This is a genomic window from Streptomyces sp. NPDC041200, from assembly GCF_055591805.1.
Genome location: NZ_JBVIZF010000032.1, coordinates 1 through 20,800, shown reverse-complemented (window position 1 = coordinate 20,800; position 20,800 = coordinate 1). Strand labels below are relative to the sequence as shown.

The 20,800-nt window shown below is 72.8% G+C and carries 20 protein-coding genes; 10 read left to right on the top strand and 10 right to left on the bottom strand.

Annotated elements, in window-relative coordinates:
- Positions 1-16: 16 nt before the first annotated feature.
- From ACZ6CL_RS35730 to ACZ6CL_RS35705, 6 genes are read right to left on the bottom strand one after another with little or no spacing between them, the layout of a single operon-like run.
- The gene (locus ACZ6CL_RS35730; protein ID WP_468943828.1) at positions 17-1,036 is read right to left on the bottom strand and encodes an aldo/keto reductase; all 1,020 of its coding nucleotides are present in this window, start codon (positions 1,034-1,036) and stop codon (positions 17-19) included.
- Positions 1,033-1,905 (bottom strand): ATP-binding cassette domain-containing protein, encoded by an 873-nt coding sequence (locus ACZ6CL_RS35725; protein WP_468943825.1) that lies wholly within the window; start codon positions 1,903-1,905, stop codon positions 1,033-1,035. Before ACZ6CL_RS35725 ends, ACZ6CL_RS35730 begins: the two co-directional genes overlap by 4 nt.
- On the bottom strand, positions 1,902-2,762 hold the full coding sequence (locus ACZ6CL_RS35720; RefSeq protein WP_468943822.1) for an ABC transporter ATP-binding protein: 861 nt from the start codon (positions 2,760-2,762) through the stop codon (positions 1,902-1,904). Before ACZ6CL_RS35720 ends, ACZ6CL_RS35725 begins: the two co-directional genes overlap by 4 nt.
- Before the next feature lie 35 nt (positions 2,763-2,797).
- Positions 2,798-3,790, bottom strand: coding sequence for an ABC transporter permease (locus ACZ6CL_RS35715; RefSeq protein ID WP_468943821.1), 993 nt, complete (start codon positions 3,788-3,790; stop codon positions 2,798-2,800).
- A gap of 3 nt (positions 3,791-3,793) precedes the next feature.
- Positions 3,794-4,723 (bottom strand): ABC transporter permease, encoded by a 930-nt coding sequence (locus tag ACZ6CL_RS35710; protein ID WP_468943819.1) that lies wholly within the window; start codon positions 4,721-4,723, stop codon positions 3,794-3,796.
- 3 nt (positions 4,724-4,726) lie between these two features.
- Positions 4,727-6,301, bottom strand: a complete 1,575-nt coding sequence (locus ACZ6CL_RS35705; protein WP_468943816.1) for an ABC transporter substrate-binding protein — start codon at positions 6,299-6,301, stop codon at positions 4,727-4,729.
- 187 nt (positions 6,302-6,488) lie between these two features.
- Here ACZ6CL_RS35705 and pdxA point away from each other — a divergent pair, with 187 nt between their 5' ends.
- The 4 genes from pdxA (at position 6,489) to ACZ6CL_RS35685 (ending at position 11,196) form a co-directional block, all read left to right on the top strand.
- Positions 6,489-8,849 (top strand): 4-hydroxythreonine-4-phosphate dehydrogenase PdxA, encoded by a 2,361-nt coding sequence (gene pdxA, locus ACZ6CL_RS35700; RefSeq protein WP_468943983.1) that lies wholly within the window; start codon positions 6,489-6,491, stop codon positions 8,847-8,849.
- A 37-nt stretch (positions 8,850-8,886) separates the two neighbouring features.
- Positions 8,887-9,663 (top strand): DeoR/GlpR family DNA-binding transcription regulator, encoded by a 777-nt coding sequence (locus tag ACZ6CL_RS35695; protein WP_468943980.1) that lies wholly within the window; start codon positions 8,887-8,889, stop codon positions 9,661-9,663.
- Positions 9,664-9,801: 138 nt separating this feature from the next.
- On the top strand, positions 9,802-10,119 hold the full coding sequence (locus tag ACZ6CL_RS35690) for a hypothetical protein (RefSeq protein ID WP_468943813.1): 318 nt from the start codon (positions 9,802-9,804) through the stop codon (positions 10,117-10,119).
- Between the two features lie 108 nt (positions 10,120-10,227).
- A complete protein-coding gene (locus ACZ6CL_RS35685) occupies positions 10,228-11,196 on the top strand; it encodes an alpha/beta hydrolase (RefSeq protein WP_468943810.1) in 969 nt (322 codons plus the stop codon).
- 14 nt (positions 11,197-11,210) lie between these two features.
- Here the strand turns inward: ACZ6CL_RS35685 and ACZ6CL_RS35680 are convergent, their stop codons facing one another.
- Positions 11,211-11,801 carry an HhH-GPD-type base excision DNA repair protein gene (locus ACZ6CL_RS35680; RefSeq protein WP_468943808.1) on the bottom strand — a complete coding sequence of 197 codons (591 nt, stop codon included), beginning with the start codon at positions 11,799-11,801 and terminating at the stop codon, positions 11,211-11,213.
- Positions 11,802-12,051: 250 nt separating this feature from the next.
- Here ACZ6CL_RS35680 and ACZ6CL_RS35675 point away from each other — a divergent pair, with 250 nt between their 5' ends.
- Together ACZ6CL_RS35675 and ACZ6CL_RS35670 are read left to right on the top strand one after the other, a co-directional pair.
- Positions 12,052-12,837 carry a SigB/SigF/SigG family RNA polymerase sigma factor gene (locus ACZ6CL_RS35675; protein WP_468943806.1) on the top strand — a complete coding sequence of 262 codons (786 nt, stop codon included), beginning with the start codon at positions 12,052-12,054 and terminating at the stop codon, positions 12,835-12,837.
- Between the two features lie 51 nt (positions 12,838-12,888).
- Positions 12,889-13,551: a dienelactone hydrolase family protein gene (locus tag ACZ6CL_RS35670; RefSeq protein ID WP_468943803.1), complete on the top strand. Its 663-nt coding sequence runs from the start codon at positions 12,889-12,891 to the stop codon at positions 13,549-13,551.
- Positions 13,552-13,578: 27 nt separating this feature from the next.
- Here ACZ6CL_RS35670 and ACZ6CL_RS35665 read toward each other — a convergent pair whose 3' ends face one another.
- Positions 13,579-14,640: an ATP-dependent DNA ligase gene (locus ACZ6CL_RS35665; protein ID WP_468943801.1), complete on the bottom strand. Its 1,062-nt coding sequence runs from the start codon at positions 14,638-14,640 to the stop codon at positions 13,579-13,581.
- 80 nt (positions 14,641-14,720) lie between these two features.
- Here ACZ6CL_RS35665 and ligD point away from each other — a divergent pair, with 80 nt between their 5' ends.
- The 4 genes from ligD to ACZ6CL_RS35645 all read left to right on the top strand — a co-directional run bounded on the left by ligD (position 14,721) and on the right by ACZ6CL_RS35645 (position 18,522).
- Complete coding sequence (gene ligD / locus ACZ6CL_RS35660; protein WP_468943799.1) at positions 14,721-15,725, top strand: non-homologous end-joining DNA ligase; 1,005 nt, start codon at positions 14,721-14,723, stop codon at positions 15,723-15,725.
- 28 nt (positions 15,726-15,753) lie between these two features.
- The gene (locus ACZ6CL_RS35655) at positions 15,754-16,746 is read left to right on the top strand and encodes a GlxA family transcriptional regulator (protein ID WP_468943796.1); all 993 of its coding nucleotides are present in this window, start codon (positions 15,754-15,756) and stop codon (positions 16,744-16,746) included.
- A 193-nt stretch (positions 16,747-16,939) separates the two neighbouring features.
- The gene (locus ACZ6CL_RS35650; RefSeq protein WP_468943794.1) at positions 16,940-17,092 is read left to right on the top strand and encodes a hypothetical protein; all 153 of its coding nucleotides are present in this window, start codon (positions 16,940-16,942) and stop codon (positions 17,090-17,092) included.
- An 83-nt stretch (positions 17,093-17,175) separates the two neighbouring features.
- Positions 17,176-18,522 carry an erythromycin esterase family protein gene (locus tag ACZ6CL_RS35645; RefSeq protein ID WP_468943792.1) on the top strand — a complete coding sequence of 449 codons (1,347 nt, stop codon included), beginning with the start codon at positions 17,176-17,178 and terminating at the stop codon, positions 18,520-18,522.
- A 1-nt stretch (position 18,523) separates the two neighbouring features.
- On the opposite strand, the gene ACZ6CL_RS35640 is transcribed toward ACZ6CL_RS35645, so the two are convergent.
- Together ACZ6CL_RS35640 and ACZ6CL_RS35635 are read right to left on the bottom strand one after the other, a co-directional pair.
- Entirely contained in the window at positions 18,524-19,657 is a 1,134-nt protein-coding gene (locus tag ACZ6CL_RS35640) for an asparaginase (protein WP_468943789.1), read from the bottom strand.
- Positions 19,658-19,712: 55 nt separating this feature from the next.
- On the bottom strand, positions 19,713-20,800 hold a 1,088-nt coding region (locus ACZ6CL_RS35635; protein WP_468943786.1), incomplete at its 5' end, for a PP2C family protein-serine/threonine phosphatase.

The window sequence follows — 20,800 nt, the reverse complement described above, 5'->3', positions numbered from 1 at the left end:
GGTTCGAACGCGCTGCTCAGCGGTTGTACGCGGGCATCGGGCCCCTCAGCCTCGCGCCCACCTCGTCGCACGCCGCCACCACGTCCTCCGGGAGCGGCCCCGCGGTGGCCGCCGCCACGTTGGCGCGCAGGTGCTCGATCCGGGAGCCGCCCAGGAGCAGGGCGTCCACCCCGTCGCGGCCCAGCAGCCAGCGCAGCGACAGGTCCGTCAGCGGGATGGACGCTTCGTCCGCGATCCGGCCCAGGTCGCGGACCGCCTCGAAGAGGCGGGGGTCCCAGTAGCGCTGCCGGTACATCGCGGCGAGCTTGGAGTCGCCGAAGCGGCCGGACCCGGGGGTCTCCTCGTAGACATGACGTCCCGTCAACAGGCCGCCACCCAGGGGGTTGTAGACCATCGTGCGCAAGCCACTGGTGGCCGCGTACTCCCGGTACTCCTCCTCCACGCGCCGGGCCAGCAGGTTGTAGAGCTGCTGCGCCACCACCGGGCGCGGGGCGCCGACCCGGTCGGCGGTGTGGGTCAGCTCGGCGATCTGCCAGGCGGCGTAGTTGGAGACGCCGAGTGCGCGGATCTTGCCCTCGGCGACGAACTCGGCGACCGTGCTCAGCGTCTCCTCCAGCGGCGCCGCGCGGTCGGGCTGGTGGAGGTAGAAGAGGTCGACGTGGTCGGTGCCGAGGCGGCGGAGGCTGCCTTCGAGTGCCGCGCGCATGCCGCGCGCGGACAGCGGGGAGTGCTCACCGGCGTCGGCGTGCGGCATCCCGGCCTTGGTGGCGAGGACGATCCGGTCGCGGCGGCCGGGCAGCAGCTCGGCGAGGATGGTTTCGGTGGCGCCCCCGGCGTACGCGTTGGCGGTGTCCACGCCCGTCACCCCGGCGTCGAGCGCGGTGTCCAGCATCGCCTCGGCGCCCGCCCGGTCCACCGTGTCGCCGAAGGTCATCGTGCCCAGCACCAGCCGGGACAGCGGCACCGGGGCCCCGGGCACGATCACCCCGCCGGGGGACGCCTGGGAGGTGGTGTGGGTCTGCGCGTGCGCGTTCACTGCGTTGCTCCTGAGGTTCGGTGAGGGTCCTGGCCATGACCATGGTCCTGGTCGGTCACGATCGCGGACACGAGGGCGCGCGGTTTGCGTCCCCGCATCGTCGCCGGGTCGAGCGCCGCGCGCCGCAGCGCCCTGGTGTACGGCTGGGTGGGCGCGGCGAGCACATCCGCGGTCGGGCCCGATTCGACGATCCGCCCGCCGCGCATCACCACCACCTCGGAGCTGATCTCACGGACCACGCCGAGGTTGTGGGAGATGACGATGTACGCGAGGTTCTGTTCGGCCTGGAGTTCGCGCAGCAGCTGGAGCACCTGGGCCTGTACGGAGACGTCCAGGGCGGACGTGGCCTCGTCACAGACCAGCAGCTCGGGCCCGCTGGCCAGAGCGCGGGCGATGCCGACCCGCTGGCGCTGGCCGCCGGAGAACTCGGCGGGGCGCCGCTGGAGGGCGCTGGTGGGCAGCCCCACCTGGTCGATCAGCTGGGCGGCCCGGCGGCCGCGCTCGGCGGCGGACCGCGTTCCGGCCAGCCGCAGCGGCTCGGCCACGATCTCCTCGGCGGTCAGATGCGGGTCCAGGGATCCGTACGGGTCCTGGAAGACCATCTGCACCCGGCGCCGCAGCGGCCGCAACCGCCGTTCGGGCAGGGACGCGATGTCGGCGCCGTCGAGCAGGATGCGCCCCTCGGTGGGGCGCAGCAGCCGGACGATGGCGCGGGCGATGGTGGACTTGCCGCAGCCGGACTCGCCGACGATGGCGAGCGCGCCGCCGGGCGCGACGGTGAAGCCGACACCGTCCACCGCGCGGAACACGCCGCCCGGGACCGGGTATTCGACCACCAGGTCCTCGACGGCCAGCAGGGGTGTGGTCATCGCGAGGCCTCCTCGGGGGATGGGGCGGCGGGGGTTTCGTCCCAGGGGCCCAGGGTGGGGACGGCGGCGAGCAGATCGCGGGTGTACGCCTCGGCGGGGTGTTCCACGATCTGTTCGACGGGGCCGGATTCCACGAAGCGGCCACCGCGCATGACATGGATGCGGTCGGAGACCAGCCGGGCCACCCCCAGATCGTGGGTGATCATGAGGATGCCGATGCCGGTGCGTTCCTGAAGCTCCATCAGGAGGTCGAGGACGCCCGCCTGGACGGTGACGTCGAGGGCGGACGTCGGCTCGTCGGCGACCAGCAGCTCGGGTTCGGCGGCGAGCGCGATGGCGATGAGGACGCGCTGCAGCATGCCGCCGGAGAACTGGTGGGGGTAGGCGCCCCACCGGGTCTCGGGCCGGGGGATCCGTACCCGGCCGAGCAGGTCGATGCCCTTGGCGCGGGCGTCGGCGCGGGACAGCTCCGGGTGGCGGATGCGCAGCGCCTCGCCGAGCTGGCGGCCGATGGTGTGCACCGGGCTGAGCGCGGTCATCGGGTCCTGCGGGATGAGGGAGACGCCTCGGCCGCGGATCCGGCGGGCCGCGCGGGGGTCGGCGATGACGTCGACGCCCCGGACGCGGGCGGTGCCGGACAGTACGGCCAGCCCCTCGGGCAGCAGCCGCAGCAGGCCCATCGCGGTGGTGGACTTGCCGGAGCCGGACTCGCCGATGAGGGTCACGGTCTCGCCCGCGGCGAGGGTGAAGCCGACGCCGTCGACCGCGCGGACCACACCGCGCTCGGTGATCAGCTCGATCTGGAGGTCCTCGACCTCCAGCAGCGGGGCTTGCCGGTCGCTCGTCGCGTCGCTCATCCCCTCGCTCCTCGCGTCAGTCGTCGCGTCGCTCATCAGGAGCCCTCCGTCGTACGTCGCCGGGTACGGTCGCGCAGCCCGTCGCCCAGCAGGTTGACCCCGACCACCAGCAGCGCGATGACGAGGCCGGGCAGGGTCACCAGCCACCAGGAGGTGGTGATGTAGTCCTGGCCGTCGGAGATGATGCGCCCCCAGGTGGCGAACGGCCGCTGGGGCCCGGCGCCGAGGTAGCTGAGCGCGCTCTCCAGCAGGACGGCCTGGGCGAGCAGCAGCAGGACGACGAGGGACGCCTGGCGGACGATGTTGGGGATGATGTGGCGGGCCAGGATGGCGATCTGGCGCAGCCCCAGCACCCGGGCGGCCGCCACGTACGGCTTCTCGCGTTCGACCAGCACCAGCGAGCGGGTCAGCCGGGCCACCTCGGGCCACTGGGCGATGGCGATCACGCAGGTGATGACGGTGACGGACGGGCCGAAGAGGGCGACGACGAGCAGCAGCATCATCAGCAGCGGCAGCGACATCTGCGCCTCCAGCAGCCGGGAGATGATCGCGTCCACCCAGCGGCCGAAGTATCCGGCGGCGGCGCCCGCGACGATGCCGATGAGGCCGGAGACGAGGACGGCGAGCACACCGATCGACAGGGACACCTGGCCGCCGTGCAGCACCCGGGAGAGCAGGTCGCGGCCGAGCTGGTCGGTGCCGAAGAGGTGGCCGTCGGTCAGCGGGGCCAGGCGGCGGCGGGAGAGGTCCTGGTCGTTCGCACCGGGCAGCGGCAGTACCTGCGCGAGGGCGACGGGCACCACCACCAGCAGGGTGCACACCACGCCCGCCCACAGCTTGAGGCTCGCGCTGCGGCGGCGCCGGGTGGCGGCCGCGCGGGCCAGGTCTCGGGCGGTGACCCGGCTGGGGCGGGGCGCGGACGTGGCCTCCGCGGTGGCCTGGGCGCGCGAGGGGGACGCGGTGCGGGCCGAGGAGCCGGTGGGGTCCGAGGAGCCGGTGGGGGCCGGGGGTTCGAGAGCGCCTTTCATCTCTCAGGCCGCCTTTCCCAGGCGTACCCGCGGGTCGAGCAGCGGGTAGGCCAGGTCGATGAGGAGTTGGACGAGGACCGCCAGGGCGGCGGTGACCAGGACGGTCGCCTGGATCAGCGGGTAGTCGCGGGTCTCCAGGGCGCGGACGACCAGCGAGCCGACGCCGGGCCAGCCGAACACCACCTCGACCACCACCACGCCGTTGAGCATCGCGGCGAACCGGGTACCGAGCGCGGTGAGCACCGGGATGGCCGAGTTGCCCATGGCGTAACGCCAGGTCAGGGCGCGTTCAGAGACACCTCGGGAGCGGGCGGTGGTGACGTACGGCGAGCTGAGGGCCGCGACCATCTCGCGCCGCACCAGCCGGGAGATGAGCGCCATCTGCAGGGTCGCCACGGTGACGGTGGGCAGCACCAGGCCGCTCCAGGTGGTGAAGCCGGAGGCGGGCAGCACCGGCATCAGCACGGCGAAGACGGTCAGCAGCATGACGCCGGTCCAGAAGTCCGGCATGGACTGTCCGGCGATGGTCAGCACATTGGCGCCGAGTTCGCGCTTGGTGTCGGCGCGGCGGGCCATCCACACCCCCAGCGGCACGGCGACCGCGGTGGTGAGCGCGATCGCGGAGAGGGCGAGGGTGATGGTGTACGGCACCCGGTCGAAGACCACCTCGAAGGCGGGGGCGTGGAAGGAGTAGCTGGTCCCGAGGTCGCCGGTGAACAGATCGCGCAGGAAGACGCCGTACTGGGTGAGCAGGCTCTGATCCAGCCCGAACTGTTCACGGATCCGGGCGAGGTCCGCGCTGCTGGGGTTGGGTCCGGCCAGGGCGGCGGCCGGGTCGCCGGGTGCCATGCGCACCAGGACGAAGACGGTGGAGAGGGTCAGGAAGATGGTCAGGACGCTCTGGCCAAGGCGGCGTATCAGATAGCGCGGCACGGCTCAGCCCTCCAGGCGCACGGCGGCGAGGTCGTAGGAGTTGAGCTGCAGGAGCGATACGTCCCGGACCCGGGAGCGGCGGGCCAGCACCACGTCGGGGACGAAGGCCCACAGGCAGGGGCGGGTGTTCCAGATGTCCTTCTGGACGGCGGCGAGCTTGGCGTTCCGGGTTTTCTCGTCGGTTTCGGCGGAGGCGTCGGCCAGCCGGTCGGCGATCTTCGGGAAGACGTATCCCTGGTAGGTGTCGCGGGTCTTCTCCTTCTCCGGGGTGCCGCCGTACATGCCCTGGAGGCTGGTGCTGGCGTGTCCGGTGGGGACGGAGAAGCCGTTGCCGAGGACGTCCCAGTCGCCGCGGCGGCCCTGCCGCCATTGCTGGATGTCGCCGCCGGGTTCGAACTGCTGGAGGGTCGGGCGGACTCCGGCGTCGCGCAGCATCTCCAGGACGGCTTCCATCACCGAGGTGTCGCCGGGGAACTCCCCGGACTCCCAGATAATTTTCACCTTGAGGTCGCGGTGGCCGAGCGCGGTGAGCTGTTCGCGCGCCTTGCCGGGGTCGTGGACGTAACCGCCGGTGCGTATCGCGCCCTTGAGGGCGAGCGGGACCACGCCCTCGGCCTGCTGGGCGGACCCGGTGAGGACGTCGTCGACGAGGGACTTGCCGTCGATGGCGTAGCTCAGCGCCTCGCGTACGCGCGGGTCGGCGAGCGGATGGCCGCGGGGCTTGCGGAAATTGAAGAACAGCTGGTTGACGCGGGTGCCGGTGGTGCGGTCGAGCCGTACTCCGGGGAGCCCGCGCAGCTGCTCGGCCGAGTCGGGGGTGATGGTGTCGATGACGTCCAGCTCGCCGCTGCGGAGGGCGACCACGCGGCTGGACTCCTCGGGGACGAAGCGGACCCGCACCCCGGGGGTGGCGGGGCGCCGCCCCCAGTAGCGGTGGTTGGCGGCGAGCGCGTATTCGCCGGTGCCGGAGTTGGCCGAGGTGACCACGTACGGTCCGGAGCCGACGCCGCCGCCCAGCTCCTCGGGCCGGTTCTTGGCGGCCGGGCTGATGAGGATGTTGGCCATCAGCTGGTCGAGGATGGGGACAGGGCGCTTGGTGTGCAGGTAGAACGTCCGCTCGTCCACCGGCTCCAGGGCGGGCCGCTCGGGGAAGAGCCCCACGATGAACGAGCCGTTGACGCCCCAGTACATCTTCAGCGCGGTCGCCACGTCCTTGACGGTGACCGGGCTGCCGTCGGAGTAGCGCACCCCGGCCCGCAGCCGCACCGTCCAGCGGGTGGGCTCGGTCATCTCGAACCGATCGGCGAGCACCAGCTCCGGCAGGAGCCCTTTGCCCATCCGGGTCAGGCCCTGGCGGACCGCGCGCTGCACCGTGACGGCCGCGTCGAACTGGTTGAGCTTGTTGTCGAGGCTGACCAGGGAACGGTTCAGCCCCAGGCTGATGGCGCCGGGGCCGGGGCCACCAGTGGGGCCCGCGCACCCGGTGAGCGGGGCGAGGGCGAGACCTGCGGAGGCGCCCGCTCCGAGGCGGAGCACGGCCCGGCGGCTGATGTCCGGGGCTTGGGGGATTCGGGTCATCGTCGACCTCTCGGCAGTACTAGGTGTCGCGGCGGTCACCGTGACATGGCTGCGCGCTTTACGCAATACCTCTCGCGCGGTTCGCGCAACGTGTGCCATCATCGAGACTGCGGCGACAGCGTGTCCGCTGCCCGACCGCGCCTGACCGCTCCCCCTGTCATGGCCATTCAAGGAGGTACCGGTGGAGATGCCGCCCTTCCGGAGGCTGCTGGCCATCGCCGACGACCTGTCCGGTGCCGCCGAGACAGCCGCCGGACTGAGTTCGCGCACAACGCGCAGTCAGGTCCACCTCCTTGGGCCCTCCAGGACACCTCCCGAGGATCTGACCGCCGTGGACGTGACCGTGCTGGACCTCGACTCGCGCCACCTCCCTCCCAGGGACGCGGCCGACGCGATCCGCGCGGCGCTGCGGTCCGCGCCGGGGGGCGGCACCCTGGTCCTGAAGAAGATCGACTCACTGCTGCGGGGCAATGTCGCCGCCGAGGTCGCCGCGCTGGCCGCGGGCTGCGCGGGCGTCGTCGTCGCCCCCGCCCTGCCGGTCGCGGGGCGCGTGGTGCGCGCGGGCGTGGTGCACGTCGGCGGGATACCGCTGCACGAGACCGACGCCTGGCGCGCCGAGCCCACGCCCCCGCCGTCCTCGCTGCCCGAAGCCCTGGGCGGCCTGCCCACCGCCCTGATCCCCCTCGCGACCGTCCGCGCCCCCAGGCCCGCCCTGCTGTCCGCCCTGCGCGCGGCGGTGGCGGCGGGCCGGATGGCGGTCTGCGACGCGGAGACGGACGCCGACCTGGACGCGATCGTCGAGGCCTCGCTGGCTGACGGCCCCCACCTGCGCCTGGTCGGCACCGGCGGCCTGGCGATGGCCCTCGGCCGCCACCTCGCGGGCGACGAGGCCCGGGCGCCGGGCGTCACCGCGCGCCTGGGGGCGGATACGGCAGAGGCGACGCCCCTGCTGGTCGTCGTCGGTACGGCCGAGCCGGGCGCCGTCGAGCAGGTACGCCGGCTGGTCGCCGACGGCGCCGTACACGTCCCGCTCGGCCTTGCCGACCTGCTGCCCGAGCCGCCCGAGGCCGCCCTGCCCCCGCTGACGGCCCCGGTCACGGTCGTCACCATCGCCCCGGCGGCTGGTCCGCGCGCTGCGGCACACCCCGCAACGGCCGCCGCGCCAGGGCCCGGTGGCACCGCCGAGACCCCGGTACCGACCCAGCGCGACCCCCTGCCCGCCCGGCGGTTGGTGCACAGGCTGGCGCGGGCCGTCGCCGACGCTCTCGCGGGGCGCGACGGGCGGGTCGACCTCGTCCTGACCGGTGGGGAGACGGCGCGGCGGGTGCTGGACGCGCTCGCCATCGACCGGCTCGACCCCATCGGGCAGGTGCACCACGGCGCCGTACACCTCCGCACTCCCGACGGGCGGTCCGTCGTGACCCGCCCGGGCAGCTTCGGCGATCCCGATTCACTGCGTCACATCGTCTCCGCGCTGCGCCCCCACACCCGAACGGAAGGTCCCTCCATGCCGTCCACGCCGTCCACGCCGTCCATGAATGCGTCCACCAGCTCGCTTCCGCTCATCGCGGTCACCATGGGCGACGGCGCGGGCATCGGGCCCGAGGTGATCGTCCCCGCCCTGCTCGCCCCGGAGACGCCGCGGCGCTGCCGTCCGGTGGTCATCGGGGACGCGGAGCGGCTGCGGCAGGCGGCCCGGCTGCGCGATATCGCGTGCGAGATCGTCACGGTCGGGGCGCCCGCCGAGGCCGAGTTCACGCCGGGCCGGATCAACGTCATCGACCTCGGGCTGCTGCCCGCCGGGCTGCCCTGGGGCGAGCTGTCGGCGGTCGCCGGGGACGCCGCGTACCAGTACGTGCGGACGGCCGCCCGGCTCGCCATGGACGGTGAGGTGCAGGGCATCTGCACCGCGCCGCTGAACAAGGGGGCCCTGCACGCGGGCGGGCACATCTTCCCCGGTCACACCGAGCTGCTGGCCCATCTCACCGGCGTCGAGGAGGTGTCGATGATGCTGGCCACCCCGACGGTGAAGGTCATCCACGTCACCACCCACATAGGGCTGATCGACGCCGTCAACAAGATCGAACCGGGGCTGGTCGAACGCACCGTGCGCCGCGGCCACGAGGCGATGGTCCGGGCCGGGACCCCGGAGCCGGTGATCGGGGTGTGCGGGATCAATCCGCACGCCGGGGAGAACGGGCTGTTCGGCTACGGCGAGGAGGAGGAGAAGATCGTGCCCGCGCTGGAGGTGCTGCGCGGGGACGGCATCGACGCCCGCGGACCGCTCCCCGCCGACACCGCCTTCTTCCTGGCCGGGCGCGGCGACTACGACCTGATCGTGGCCATGTACCACGACCAGGGCCACGGCCCGGTCAAGGTGCTGGGCCTGGAGGCCGGGGTCAACCTCACCGTCGGCCTCCCCGTCATCCGCACCTCCGTCGACCACGGCACCGCGTTCGACATCGCCGGTACCGGCAAGGCCGACGCCGGTAGCATGATCGAGGCGCTGCGGCAGGCCGCCGAGATGTCGCCCTCGCCCGCCCGCTGAAGCCCTGAAGCCACGTGACCGAGAAGGACGAGTGACATTGCCGGTACAGGGAGCACGGGCCCGGCGCGACCAGATCGTCCACCTCGCGACGACCACGGGCCTCGCCAGCGTGGAGGAGCTGTCCCACACCTTCGGGGTCACCGCCTCCACCATCCGCCGCGACCTCGCGCAGCTGACCGCCGACGGACGGCTGGCGCGGACGTACGGCGGGGCGATGGCCCTGGTCGCCCACCCCGAGGCCTCGCTGCGGCAGCGCACCGGCGAGGCATTCGAGGCGAAGCGGGCCATCGCCCGCTGGGCGGCCTCGGCGGTCCGTACCGGCGAGACGGTGCTGCTGGACGCGGGCTCGACCGTCGGCGCCCTCGCCCATGAGCTGCGCACGGCCGAGGAGCTGACGGTGGCCACGACCGGGCTCACCGCGCTCCAGGAGCTGGCCGACGTGGAGTCCGTACGGGTCGAGTGCCTGGGCGGTACGCTCCGCCCGCTGAGCCAGAGCTTCCTGGGCCCCCTCGCCGAGGCGGCGCTGGAGCGCATGACGTTCGACCGGGTCTTCCTGGGCGCCGACGGGGTGACGGCCGAACACGGCATCTGCGAGGCGGACCTGCGCCAGACCCGGCTGAAGGAGCTGATGGCCCGTCGCGCCGAGCGGGTGTACGTGCTGGCGCACGCGGCCAAGGTCGGCCGGCGCCCGTTCCACACCTGGATACGGCTGCCACCCGGCTGGACCCTGGTGACCGACAGCGGCTCCGACGAGGCGGAGATCCGGGCGCTGCGCGCCGGTGGCGTCGAGGTCGTGATCGTGGACGCGGACTGACGGTGCCTTCGGCGCCTCCCGACGTACGGTGGAAGGCGCCGGGGCATGCGTGGCCCCGGGGATATCGGGCACCCGGCCCGCGGGGCACCCGCCCCGCACATGACGTGACCACCGTCTCGCGAGCTTTTGGAGGACACCGTGGCACGGCAGACGAAGCCGCATTCCACCGCCGACCCGACGCAGCCCGACCCGGTGCCGCCGAACCCGACCCCGTCGCCCGGGCCGGGCGGGCCCGAGCCGGGGCCCGCGCCGGGGCCCGTGCCCGGACCGCCGCCGGGGCCCCCGCCGGACCCGGTGCCCTCTCCTCCGCCGGAGCCGCCGCCGAACCCCACCCCGGAGCCGCCGCCGAACCCCACCCCGGGGCCGCCTCCGGGCCCGTCCCCGGACCCCGTCCCGCAGCCCCCGGGCCCCGATCCGGTCCCCGACCCGTCCCCGGCGCCGGGCCCGCTGACCTGATCCGGCACCCAGATCCGACCTCCGCTGCTCCCCCTGTTGGCGCAAGCGGAAAGGTGCGGGCGCGGCGGCGGTGAGATGGTCGGAATCCCGGACCGTCGAGGAGCCGAGATGCCGCGCACCGCACCGCCCCACCCCGTTCTGGAACCCGCAGCCGCCGCGCTCGCCGAGGCCACCGCGAAGCCGCCGTACCTGTACCAGATGTCGCCCGCGGAGGGCCGCAGGACGGTCGACGAGCTGCAGTCCGGCGAGGTGCCCAAGCCCGAGGTCGACGAGGAGTGGATCAGCGTCACCGGGATTCCGGCCGGTAGCGTGAAGGCGCGGATCATCCGTCCGCCGAATGTCTCCGGAACCCTTCCGGTGATTCTCTACGTACACGGCGCGGGCTGGGTGTTCGGCGACGCGCACACCCATGACCGGCTCGTCCGGGAGCTGGCGGTCGGAGTCGGCGCGGCCGTGGTGTTCCCCGAGTACGACCTCTCCCCCGAGGCCCGCTACCCGGTGGCCCTGGAGCAGTGTTACGCGGTCGGGCAGTGGATCGTGGCGCACGGCGAGGGCGCCGGGCTCGACCCGGACCGGATCGCGGTGGCCGGGGACTCGGTGGGCGGCAACATGACCGCCGCGCTGACGCTGCTGGCCAAGGAGCGCGGCGATGTCTCCCCCGTCCAGCAGGTGCTGTTCTACCCGGTGACCGACGCGAGATTCGACACCGCCTCGTACGAGCAGTTCGCCGACGGCTACTACCTGACCCGCGAGGCCATGAAGTGGTTCTGGGACCAGTACACCACCGACCCCGCCCAGCGGGCCGAGATCACCGTCTCCCCGCTGCGCGCGGACCCCGACCGGCTCAAGGGGCTGCCGCCCGCGCTGGTCATCACCGGTGAGGCCGATGTGCTGCGGGACGAGGGCGAGGCGTACGCGAACAAGCTCCGGGACGCCGGTGTGCCGGTGACCGCGCTGCGGATGCAGGGCATCATCCATGACTTCCTGATGCTGGACGCGCTGCGCGACACCCATGCGGCACGGGCCGCGCTCACCCTTGCCGTGGACACCCTCCGCGACGCGCTGGGCACGGCCTGAGCCGGCCGCCGTCGTCAGCCCGCGGCGCCGCCCGCCTTGGCCTGCTTCTTCATCTGCTGCTTGTACGAGCGCACCTTGTCCAGCGACTCGGGCCCGGTGATGTCGGCCACCGAGCGGTACGAGCCCTCCTCGCCGTACGCCCCCGCCGCCTCGCGCCAGCCCTCGGGCCGCACCCCGAACCGCTTGCCGAGCAGGGCCAGGAAGATCTGGGACTTCTGCTTGCCGTAGCCGGGCAGGGCGTTCAGCCGCTTGAGGAGTTCGGCGCCGGTGGCGGCATCGCGCCACAGGGCGGCCGCGTCGCCGTCGTAGTGCTCGACCAGGTACTGGCACAGCTGCTGGATCCGCTTGGCCATCGATCCGGGGTAGCGGTGCACGGCCGGTTTCTCCGAGAGCAGCGCCGGGAACCGCTCGGGGTCGTACGCGGCGATCTCATGGGCGTCCAGATCGTCGGCGCCCAATCGCCGCGCGATCGTGTACGGGCCGGTGAACGCCCATTCCATGGGCACCTGCTGATCGAGCAGCATGCCGGTCAGAAGGGCCAGGGGGCTGCGCGCGAGCAGGGCGTCGGCCTCGGGTTGCTGAGCGAGACGAAGGGTGGCGTCCATCCCCGGCGGATACCCACCGCTCCGGCACCGAATCACCCGGTGTCATAATTCCCCCCAAAGACACGGAAAAGGGTGGGCGATTTAGCCGAATTGCACGACCTTGGGGGGCATGCGAGCCTGGTGGCGACCGCAGACCGCAGAACCGACCGTGACACCGATCGCCCCTCTGGAGAGCGGGACCTCACCGCACCACCGCACCGCCGTTGTGCCGCGCGCAGGCCGTGACATCGGACCACGGAGGCGAGTGACCATGCCAGCAACCGCGACTCGCCGCCGACGCCACGACGACACCCCCGACACCGGCGGCGCCTTTCTGCGCATGTCCCGGCTGCCCTGCGGGCCCGAGCGCGACGCGCTGCGCGAGGCGATCATCTGCGAGTGGCTGCCGGTCGCCAAACGGCTGGCGCTGCGCTTCCGCAACAAGGGCGAGAACATGGAAGACCTCACCCAGGTCGCCTCGCTGGCCCTGGTGAAGGCCGTCGACCGCTACAACCCGGACCTCGGCCACGCCTTCCCCTCGTACGCCATCCCCGTCATCACCGGCGAGCTGAAGCGGCACTTCCGCGACTATCTGTGGACGCTGCACATCCCGCGCAACATCCAGGAGGTCCGCTCCCGCACCCGCTCCGCGCGCGACGCGCTGGAACAGGAGCTGGGCGGCCGCACCCCGACCGTCGGGGAGATCAGCACCCGCACCGGCATGCCGCAGGAGGACGTACGCGCCGGTCTCGAAGCCAGCGCCTCCTGCACCCCGCTGTCCCTCAACGCCGCGGTGCAGGGCGCCGAGGAGCGGCTGCTCGCCGAGACGGTCGGCGCGGACGACGCCGCGATCGAACGGGTCGTCAACCGGGAATCGCTGCGGGTGCTCATCGCCAACCTCTCCGAACAGGACCGCTACGTGCTCTACCTGCGGTTCTTCGCCGGGCTCTCGCAGAGCCAGATCGGCGAGATCCTCGGCTTCTCGCAGATGCACATATCCCGCCGGCTGTCCCGGCTCTACAGCGAGCTGCGCCAGGGGCTGCTGGCCCACGCGTAGTCCCCGTAGCACCCGTAACCCGATGGCTTCCCGGCCCGGCAGGAGGTGCCGATGCGCTCCGAGACCGCCCGTATCGCCGCGGACGACGCCCTGCTCGTGGGCGATCTGGCCCTTCCCGCACACCCCTCGGCCGTGGTCGCCTTCGCGCACGGCAGCGGCAGTTCCCGGCACAGCCCGCGCAATCGCGCGGTGGCCGGGGTGCTGCAGCGGGCGGGGCTCGCGACGCTGCTGTTCGACCTGCTCACGGATGCCGAGGAGCGGGTGGACGCGATCACCGCGGAGCACCGGTTCGACATCCCGCTGCTGGGACGGCGCCTGGTGGCGGCGGTCGACTGGCTCGCCGGGCACCCCGGCACCAGCGGGCTGCCGGTGGGCCTGTTCGGCGCCAGTACGGGCGCGGCGGCCGCCCTGACAGCCGCCGCGGAGCGGCCGGAGCGGGTGCGGGCCGTGGTGTCCCGCGGCGGCCGCCCCGACCTGGCGGGCGGGGTGCTGAACCGGGTGGGCGCGCCCGTACTGCTGGTGGTGGGCGGGGACGACCACGAGGTACTGCGGCTGAACGAGCAGGCCGCCGCGATGCTGGCCGCGCCGCACGAAGTGCATGTGGTGCCCGGGGCGACCCATCTCTTCGAGGAGCCCGGGGCGCTGGAGCAGGCGGCGGAGGCGGCGCGGGACTGGTTCGCGCGCATGGCCGAGCAGCCCGGCGCCAAGCGCTGATCGCCCGCGCCGCCTCCGGGTACGCCTCTAGGTACCGAGCACCTCGCGCAGGTCGTACGAGACGGGCTCCTCCAGCTGCGCGTAGCCGCACTCCCCCGGCTCGCGGTCGGGCCGCCAGCGCCGGAACCGGGCGGTGTGCCGGAAGCGGTCGCCCTGCATGTGGTCGTACGCCACCTCGCACACCCGCTCCGGGCGCAGCGGCAGCCAGGACAGGTCCTTGACGCCGGTCCAGCGGCTGGGCGCGCCCGGCATCCGGCTCTGCGCGTGCGCCTCCTCCCGCGCCCAGTCGGCCCACGGGTGGCCCTCGACCGACTCCATGCGCAGCGGCTCCAGTTCGGTCATCAGCTCCTGGCGGCGGCGCATCGGGAAGGCGGCGCAGACGCCGACGTGCTGGAGGCGGCCGGTGGCGTCGTGCAGGCCGAGCAGCAGCGAGCCGACGACCGGTCCGGACTTGTGCAGCCGGAGCCCGGCCACCACGCAGTCGGCGGTGCGCTCGTGCTTGACCTTGACCATGACGCGTTCGCCGGGCCGGTAGCCGAGGTCGGGGCGCTTGGCGACGATGCCGTCGAGCCCGGCGCCCTCGTAGTGGTCGAACCACCGCTGGGCCACGTCGAGGTCATCGGTCCAGGGGGCGGTGAACACGGGGTCGGCGGCCTCGCGCAGCGCCTCGGTCAGGGCGTCGCGGCGCTCGCTGAGGGGTGCGTCCAGGTACGAGGTGTCGCCGAGGGCGAGGAGGTCGAAGGCGACGAAGCCCGCCGGAGTGGTCCGGGCCAGCATCCGTACCCGGGAGTCGGCGGGGTGGATGCGCTCCAGGAGGGCGTCGAAGTCCAGGCGGCCCTCGCGCGCGATGACGATCTCGCCGTCCAGGACGCAGCGCGGCGGCAGGTGGGTGCGGAAGGCGTCGACGAGTTCGGGGAAGTAGCGGGTGAGCGGCTTGCCGGTGCGGCTGCCGACCTCGATCTCGTCCCCGTCGCGGAACACGATGGCCCGGAAGCCGTCCCACTTCGCCTCGTACCGCATCCCGGGCGGGATCGTGGCCACCGACTTGGCCAGCATCGGTGCCACCGGGGGCATCACCGGAAGGTCCATGATGTCTTCGATTGTGTCCCTGGCGCGGCCCGGGCGCGCGCCGGGAGGTGGAGCGGGCGGAGTGGACCTAGCGTTGGGGTATGGCAGAGACGGTGGAGCTTGACGTCGGTGGGCGCGCGGTGCGGCTGTCCAACCCCGGGAAGGTGTACTTCCCGGAGCGCGGTTTCACCAAGCTCGACCTCGCCCGCTACTACCTCGCCGTCGGCGACGGCGTGCTGCGGGCGCTGCGGGACCGGCCGACGACGCTGGAGCGCTACCCGGACGGCGTGGAGGGGGAGTCGTTCTTCCAGAAGCGGGCGCCGAAGAACCTGCCCGACTGGATCCCGACCGGCCGCATCTCCTTCCCCAGCGGCCGGTACGCGGACGAGCTGTGCCCCACCGAGGTGGCGGCCGTGGTGTGGGCCGCCAACCTGGGCTGTCTGACCTTCCACCCGTGGCCGGTGCGGCGCGGCGACACCGAGCACCCCGATGAGCTGCGCATCGACCTCGACCCGCAGCCGGGCACGGACTACGGGGACGCGGTGCGGGCTGCGGGCGAGCTGCGCCAGGTGCTGGACGAGCTGGGGCTGCGGGGCTGGCCCAAGACCTCGGGCGGGCGGGGGCTGCACGTCTTCGTGCCCATCGCGCCGGAGTGGACCTTCACCCAGGTGCGGCGCTCGGCGATCGCGGTCGCCCGGGAGCTGGAGCGGCGGGCGCCGGAGCGCATCACCACGGCGTGGTGGAAGGAGGAACGCGGCCAGAAGATCTTCGTGGACTACAACCAGACGGCGCGGGACCGCACCATCGCCAGCGCCTATTCCGTACGCCCCCGGCCGCACGCCCCGGTCTCCGCGCCGCTGCGCTGGGACGAGGTGCCGGACGCCCGGCCGCGCGACTTCGACCTGGCCACCATGCCGGTGCGCTACCGCGAGGTGGGCGATGTGCACGCGGACATGGACGAGCACACGTACCGGCTGGAGGCCGCGCTGGAACTGGCCGACCGGGACGAGCGGGAGCACGGTCTCGCCGACCTTCCGTATCCGCCGGAGCACCCCAAGATGAAGGGCGAGCCGAAGCGGGTCCAGCCGAGCCGGGCCAAGCACTGAGCCGCGCGTCAGGTGCGAGAATCGCGGCATGGCTGCTGTCTTCACCCACCCGGACCGCCACCGGGTGGCCGTGCTCGTGCGGCACGGGATGCTGCCGTTCGAGCTGGGCATGGCGCACCGGCTGTTCGGCCGGGCCGTCTCGGCGTCCGGCGAGCCGCTGTACGAGGTGGTGACGTGTGCGCTGGTGCCCGGTGAGGTGCGTACGGACTCCGACGTCAGCGTGAACGTCGCCCACGGGCCGGAGGTGCTGGCCGAGGCCGACACGGTGATCGTCCCGGCCGCCAACGAGAAGGACGAACCCCAGACCGAGGGCCGTCTCGGCCCCGCCCTGGCCGATGCCTTCGCCCGCATCCGGCGGCCCGGCACCCGGATCGCCTCCATCTGCACGGGCGCCTTCGTCCTGGCGGCCGCCGGGCTGCTGGACGGCCGCCGCGCGACGACGCACTGGCAGGCCGCCGACCAGTTCCGGGCGCTGTACCCGTCGGTCGAGCTGGACCCCGACGTCCTGTACGCCGACGAGGGCGACGTCCTCACCTCCGCCGGGGACGCCTCCGGCATCGACCTGCTGCTGCACCTGATCCGGCTCGACCACGGCTCCGCGGTGGCCGGTGAAGTCGCGCGCGGCGCGGTGGTGGCCCCGCACCGCGACGGCGGCCAGGCCCAGTTCATCCGCCGCCCCGTCCCCGCCCCGCACGGCACCTCCACACGAGAGGCCCGCGCCTGGGCCCTGACGCGCCTCGACCGCCCCCTGACCCTCGCGGAACTGGCCGCGCACGAGTCGATGAGCGTACGCACGTTCTCCCGCCGCTTCCGGGAGGAGGTCGGCATGACCCCGGTCCGCTGGCTGACGCAGCGCCGCGTGGAACGGGCATGCCAGCTCCTGGAAGAAACGGACCTGCCAGTGGACCAGGTAGCGGCGGAAGCGGGCTTCGGCACGGCGGCGTCCCTGCGCATGCACCTGCGAGACGCCCTGGGCGTCTCCCCGACCGCGTACCGAGCCACGTTCCGCGGGCAGGAGTAGCGGGCGGCCGCGAGATGCGGCGCCTGGCACGTTGGACCAATCTGTCCGAGACCACGTTCGTGCTGCCCTCCACCGTCCCGGAGGCGGACTACCGCACCTGTGTGTCATCGTCGCCTCCCAAGGCCGCCGCGCGATTCTGCTCGGCGACGCGGTCGTCTGCCCGGTCCAGCTGGATGAGCCCACCTGGCATTCCATGGGCGACGTCGATCCCCAGCTCGCGCAACGGGTCCGCGAGCGGCTGTTCCGTGAACTCGAAGACGAGGCGGCCATCGGCGTCGGCGCCCATTTCCCCGAGCTGGAGTTCGGCCGCGTACTCACCGGGCAGGGCCGACGCTGGTTCACCTGACCCGCGGACCTGTGGTTGTCCCCAGGAGGAGAACTGAAGGTGGCAGGCTGTCCGGGACCTGCCACCATCGGCAGTCTTGATCCATGCGTGTATCACATCGATTACCTCGGTTACTGCTGCTCCTGCTGGCGCTGACCGTCGCCGCCCCGTCGGCGCACGCGAACGCGAGGACCACCACCGATCCGGTGCGCGAACTGGCGCGCGTCGCGCAGCCGCTGCGCACCACGGAGCCCGGCGCCCCCGGAGGCGATCTGCGCCCGCTCGGCCGCATGATCGGCTCGGCGAAGATCGTCGGACTGGGTGAGGCCACGCACAGCTCCCGGCAGTTCTTCACGATGAAGCACCGCGTCTTCCGGTACCTCGTCGAAGAGAAGGGCTTCACCACCTTCGCGCTGGAGGCGCCCTGGTCCACCGGCCTGGTCCTCAACACGTACGTGCTGTACGGGAAGGGCGACCCGGAGAAGATCATGCGGAAGGAGTTCCAGAGCTCGTACCGGATATGGAACACCCGCGAATATCTCGATCTGCTGAGGTGGATGCGCGCCCACAACGTCCGCCACCCCGACCACCCCGTGCGGTTCATGGGTGAGGACAACGGCTACGCGGGACCTGAGCTCTTCGACGAGGTCACGGACTATGTGTCCGCCCACCACCCGCGGCTGCTGCCGGAGTTCCGCCGCTCCTACCGCGCGCTCCGGCCGACCGGGAGCGTGGCGGAGACCGTCAACGAGAACCTGGCCAAGCCCATCGCCGAGCGCGAGCGGACGGCCACGGACGTGCGGCGCGCCTACGAGCTGCTTCGGGCGCAGGGGCCGGACGGGGACCGTAAGGCGTACGAGTGGGCTCTCCAGCACGCCAGGGCCATTTCCCAGACCGGCACCCTCTACTCGTACTACGACCTCTCCGACCCGGAGAAGATCGCCCGGGCCATGCTCTACCGCGACCGGGTCATGGCGGAGAACACCGTGTGGTGGCAGCGGCACACCGGCCACCGGATGCTGCTGTCGGCCCACAACGGCCACGTCTCCTACGAGTCCGACAATCCTGAGCAGTATCCGAAGACCCAGGGGGAGTTCCTGCGCGAGACGGTCGGGGCCGGATACGTGAACATCGGCTACACCTTCGGGCAAGGCTCGTTCAACGCGATGGATCTGACGGATCCGGCGGAGCCCTACCGCCGCTTCTCCGTGCAGCCGCTGGGCGCGGGCAGCAATGAGGAGGTGCTGGAGCGCGTCTCGCGCCGGGACTACTACGTCGATCTGCGGGCCGCGCCCGAGCCGGCGCGGGGCTGGCTGCTGGCGAAGCGGCTGACCCGCTCCATCGGGAACTCCTGGCCGGAGAACCCCTATCAAACCTCGCTCGGGCGCCAGTTCGACGTGCTGGTCCACCTCCATCGCGTCACGGCCGCGGATCTCCTGCCAACGACCTGATCTACCGCCGCGGGGACACCAGGCGTTCTGGCCCCAGCGTGGTGAACCAGTGCTGGACGCGGTCCTCGTTGTGAGTCTTCGCCAGGGACAGGGTCAGCAGCAGCCGGGCCTTCTGCGGGGTCAGGTCCTGCGCGCCGACCACACCGCGCACATCAGGGTCGTACACCGCGCCCGACCCGGTGCGGGAGGCCGACGCGAAGAGCACGCCGTTCTTCACCGCGTCCGCGCGGGCCTCCGTCATGGCCGGGGAGAGGCCCCCCGCGCCGGTGCCCGCCGTGACGATACCGGCCGCGCCCGCGTCGGCGAACGCCTTGATGGCCTCGGGCCCGGCGCCCTGGTAGCTGTAGGCGATCTCGACCTTCGGCAGCGGCCGCCGGGCGAGGCGGTCCAGGTCGAAGGGGGTCTGCCAGCCCGGCTTGCCGCATTCCTGGACGCGGGCCGGGGCCCGGTCGAGGCGGATGTGGTTCTGGTCGACGACGCCCAGCTCACCGCTGCTGCCGCTGGTGAAGGCGTTGAGCCGCAGCGCGTCGGCCTTGCGGACGTCGCGCGCGGCCTGGATCTGGTCGTTGAGCATGACGACCGTGCCGTAGCACGTGGTGCGGCCGCTCGCCGCGAGGTGGATCGCGTTGTAGAGGTTGGCGGGGCCGTCGGAGCCGATGACGGTCCAGGGACGCATCGCGCCGGTGAGCACCACGGGCTTGTCGCTGCGGACGGTGAGGTCCAGCCAGTACGCGAACTCCTCCATGGTGTCCGTACCGGTGGTGACGACGACCGCGTCGTTGGTCCGCAGCGCGTCGTCGACCGCGGCGGTGAGCTTCCGGTACTCGGGGACGGAGTAGTCGTTGGAGTCCTTGTTGCCGAACTGCCGTGTCCGGACGTCGGCGAGCCGGTCCACCTCGGGCCTGAGGTCGTCGACCAGCCGGGACACCGGGAGCTGCCCGGACTCGTAGTTCTGGAAGGACACCCGGCTCTTGGCCACGCCCGCGATGGTGCCGCCGGTGCCGATGACGGCGACCTGGGGCTCGGGTCCGCGTTCCGGTTCGGGCGCCGCGTGGACCCCGGCCGTACCGCCGAGGCCGAGGGCGACCGCGATCAGGGTGATCAGGACGGTGGAAGCGCGGGCGAGCTGACGCATGGGCACCATGCCATCTCGATTCCGGTCATGTACGGCTTATCCCACCGTACCCATGTCACGAGCGCCCGCACAGTCGGGCCAGCAGCAGCGCCACATCGTCGTCCGGCGCCCCGTGCAGCGCCGCGAGCACCTGGTCGCAGATCCGGTCCAGCGGGCCGTGGCGGTGCCGGCGCAGCAGCTGGACCAGGGTGTGCAGGCCGACGTCCAGCGACTCGTGCCGCTTCTCCACCAGGCCGTCGGTGAACAGGGCCAGCACCGCGCCCTCGGCCAGTTCGCAGTCGACCGCCGCGAACGGAACGCCGCCGACGCCCAGCGGTGCGCCGCTCGGGGTGTCGATCAGCTCGGCGGCGCCGCCCGGGTGGACCAGGACCGGCGGCAGATGGCCTGCGGTGGACAGCTCGCAGTGCCCGGTGCGCGGGTCGCAGACCGCGTACAGGCAGGTGGCGATGGACTCCCCCAGGGTGCGGGTGATCTCGTCGAGATGGCGCAACAGCTCGACGGGCGGCAGCTCGAGCTTGGAGAAGGCACGGGTCGCGGTGCGCAGCTGCCCCATGATCGCGGCGGCGTGGATCCCCTTGCCCATGACGTCCCCGACGACCAGACCGACCCTGCCGTCCTCCATCGGCAGCACATCGAACCAGTCGCCACCGGCGGCGCTGACCGCGGGCAGATAGCGGGAGGCGGTCTCCAGGCCGTCGAGGTCGCGCGGCGGCAGGGACAGCAGGCTGCGCTGGAGGGTGAGCGCGGCGTCGCGTTCCCGCCCGTACAGGCGGGCGTTGTCGATGGCGAGGGCGGCGCGGATGGCCAGCTCGCAGGCGAGGGTCAGATCGTCCTCGTCGAACGGCCGGGGGTTGACCGTGCGGTGCAGACTGAGGGTGCCGAGCACGCTGCCGCGGGCGATGAGCGGGGCCGCGATGTAGGAGTGGACGCCCTCGCGCCGCAGCACGTCGGCGGCGGCCTCGTCGCGCGCGATACGGCGTATGTCCTGCTCGGACGTGTGCGGCAGCAGGATCGGCGTGGCGTCGCGCACGCACTGGGCGATCATGCGGTTCGGGCCGTAGCGGGCGATCTCGCCGACCGGGTCGGCGGCGTGGACGGCCTCGGTGGGGTAGCCCGCGGCGACGGCGAGCGCCCGGAAGCGGG

Excerpts from the sequence above, each read along its gene's own strand:
- pdxA (WP_468943983.1), top strand. The coding sequence starts at position 6,489 with ATGCCGCCCTTCCGGAGGCTGCTGGCCATCGCCGACGACCTGTCCGGT.
- ACZ6CL_RS35725 (WP_468943825.1), bottom strand. The coding sequence starts at position 1,905 with ATGACCACACCCCTGCTGGCCGTCGAGGACCTGGTGGTCGAATACCCG.
- ACZ6CL_RS35720 (WP_468943822.1), bottom strand. The coding sequence starts at position 2,762 with ATGAGCGACGCGACGAGCGACCGGCAAGCCCCGCTGCTGGAGGTCGAG.
- ligD (WP_468943799.1), top strand. The coding sequence starts at position 14,721 with ATGGCAGAGACGGTGGAGCTTGACGTCGGTGGGCGCGCGGTGCGGCTG.
- ACZ6CL_RS35675 (WP_468943806.1), top strand. The coding sequence starts at position 12,052 with ATGCCAGCAACCGCGACTCGCCGCCGACGCCACGACGACACCCCCGAC.
- ACZ6CL_RS35645 (WP_468943792.1), top strand. The coding sequence starts at position 17,176 with ATGCGTGTATCACATCGATTACCTCGGTTACTGCTGCTCCTGCTGGCG.
- ACZ6CL_RS35665 (WP_468943801.1), bottom strand. The coding sequence starts at position 14,640 with ATGGACCTTCCGGTGATGCCCCCGGTGGCACCGATGCTGGCCAAGTCG.
- ACZ6CL_RS35715 (WP_468943821.1), bottom strand. The coding sequence starts at position 3,790 with ATGAAAGGCGCTCTCGAACCCCCGGCCCCCACCGGCTCCTCGGACCCC.
- ACZ6CL_RS35670 (WP_468943803.1), top strand. The coding sequence starts at position 12,889 with ATGCGCTCCGAGACCGCCCGTATCGCCGCGGACGACGCCCTGCTCGTG.
- ACZ6CL_RS35650 (WP_468943794.1), top strand. The coding sequence starts at position 16,940 with ATGGGCGACGTCGATCCCCAGCTCGCGCAACGGGTCCGCGAGCGGCTG.
- ACZ6CL_RS35640 (WP_468943789.1), bottom strand. The coding sequence starts at position 19,657 with ATGCGTCAGCTCGCCCGCGCTTCCACCGTCCTGATCACCCTGATCGCG.
- ACZ6CL_RS35680 (WP_468943808.1), bottom strand. The coding sequence starts at position 11,801 with ATGGACGCCACCCTTCGTCTCGCTCAGCAACCCGAGGCCGACGCCCTG.
- ACZ6CL_RS35685 (WP_468943810.1), top strand. The coding sequence starts at position 10,228 with ATGCCGCGCACCGCACCGCCCCACCCCGTTCTGGAACCCGCAGCCGCC.
- ACZ6CL_RS35705 (WP_468943816.1), bottom strand. The coding sequence starts at position 6,301 with ATGACCCGAATCCCCCAAGCCCCGGACATCAGCCGCCGGGCCGTGCTC.
- ACZ6CL_RS35655 (WP_468943796.1), top strand. The coding sequence starts at position 15,754 with ATGGCTGCTGTCTTCACCCACCCGGACCGCCACCGGGTGGCCGTGCTC.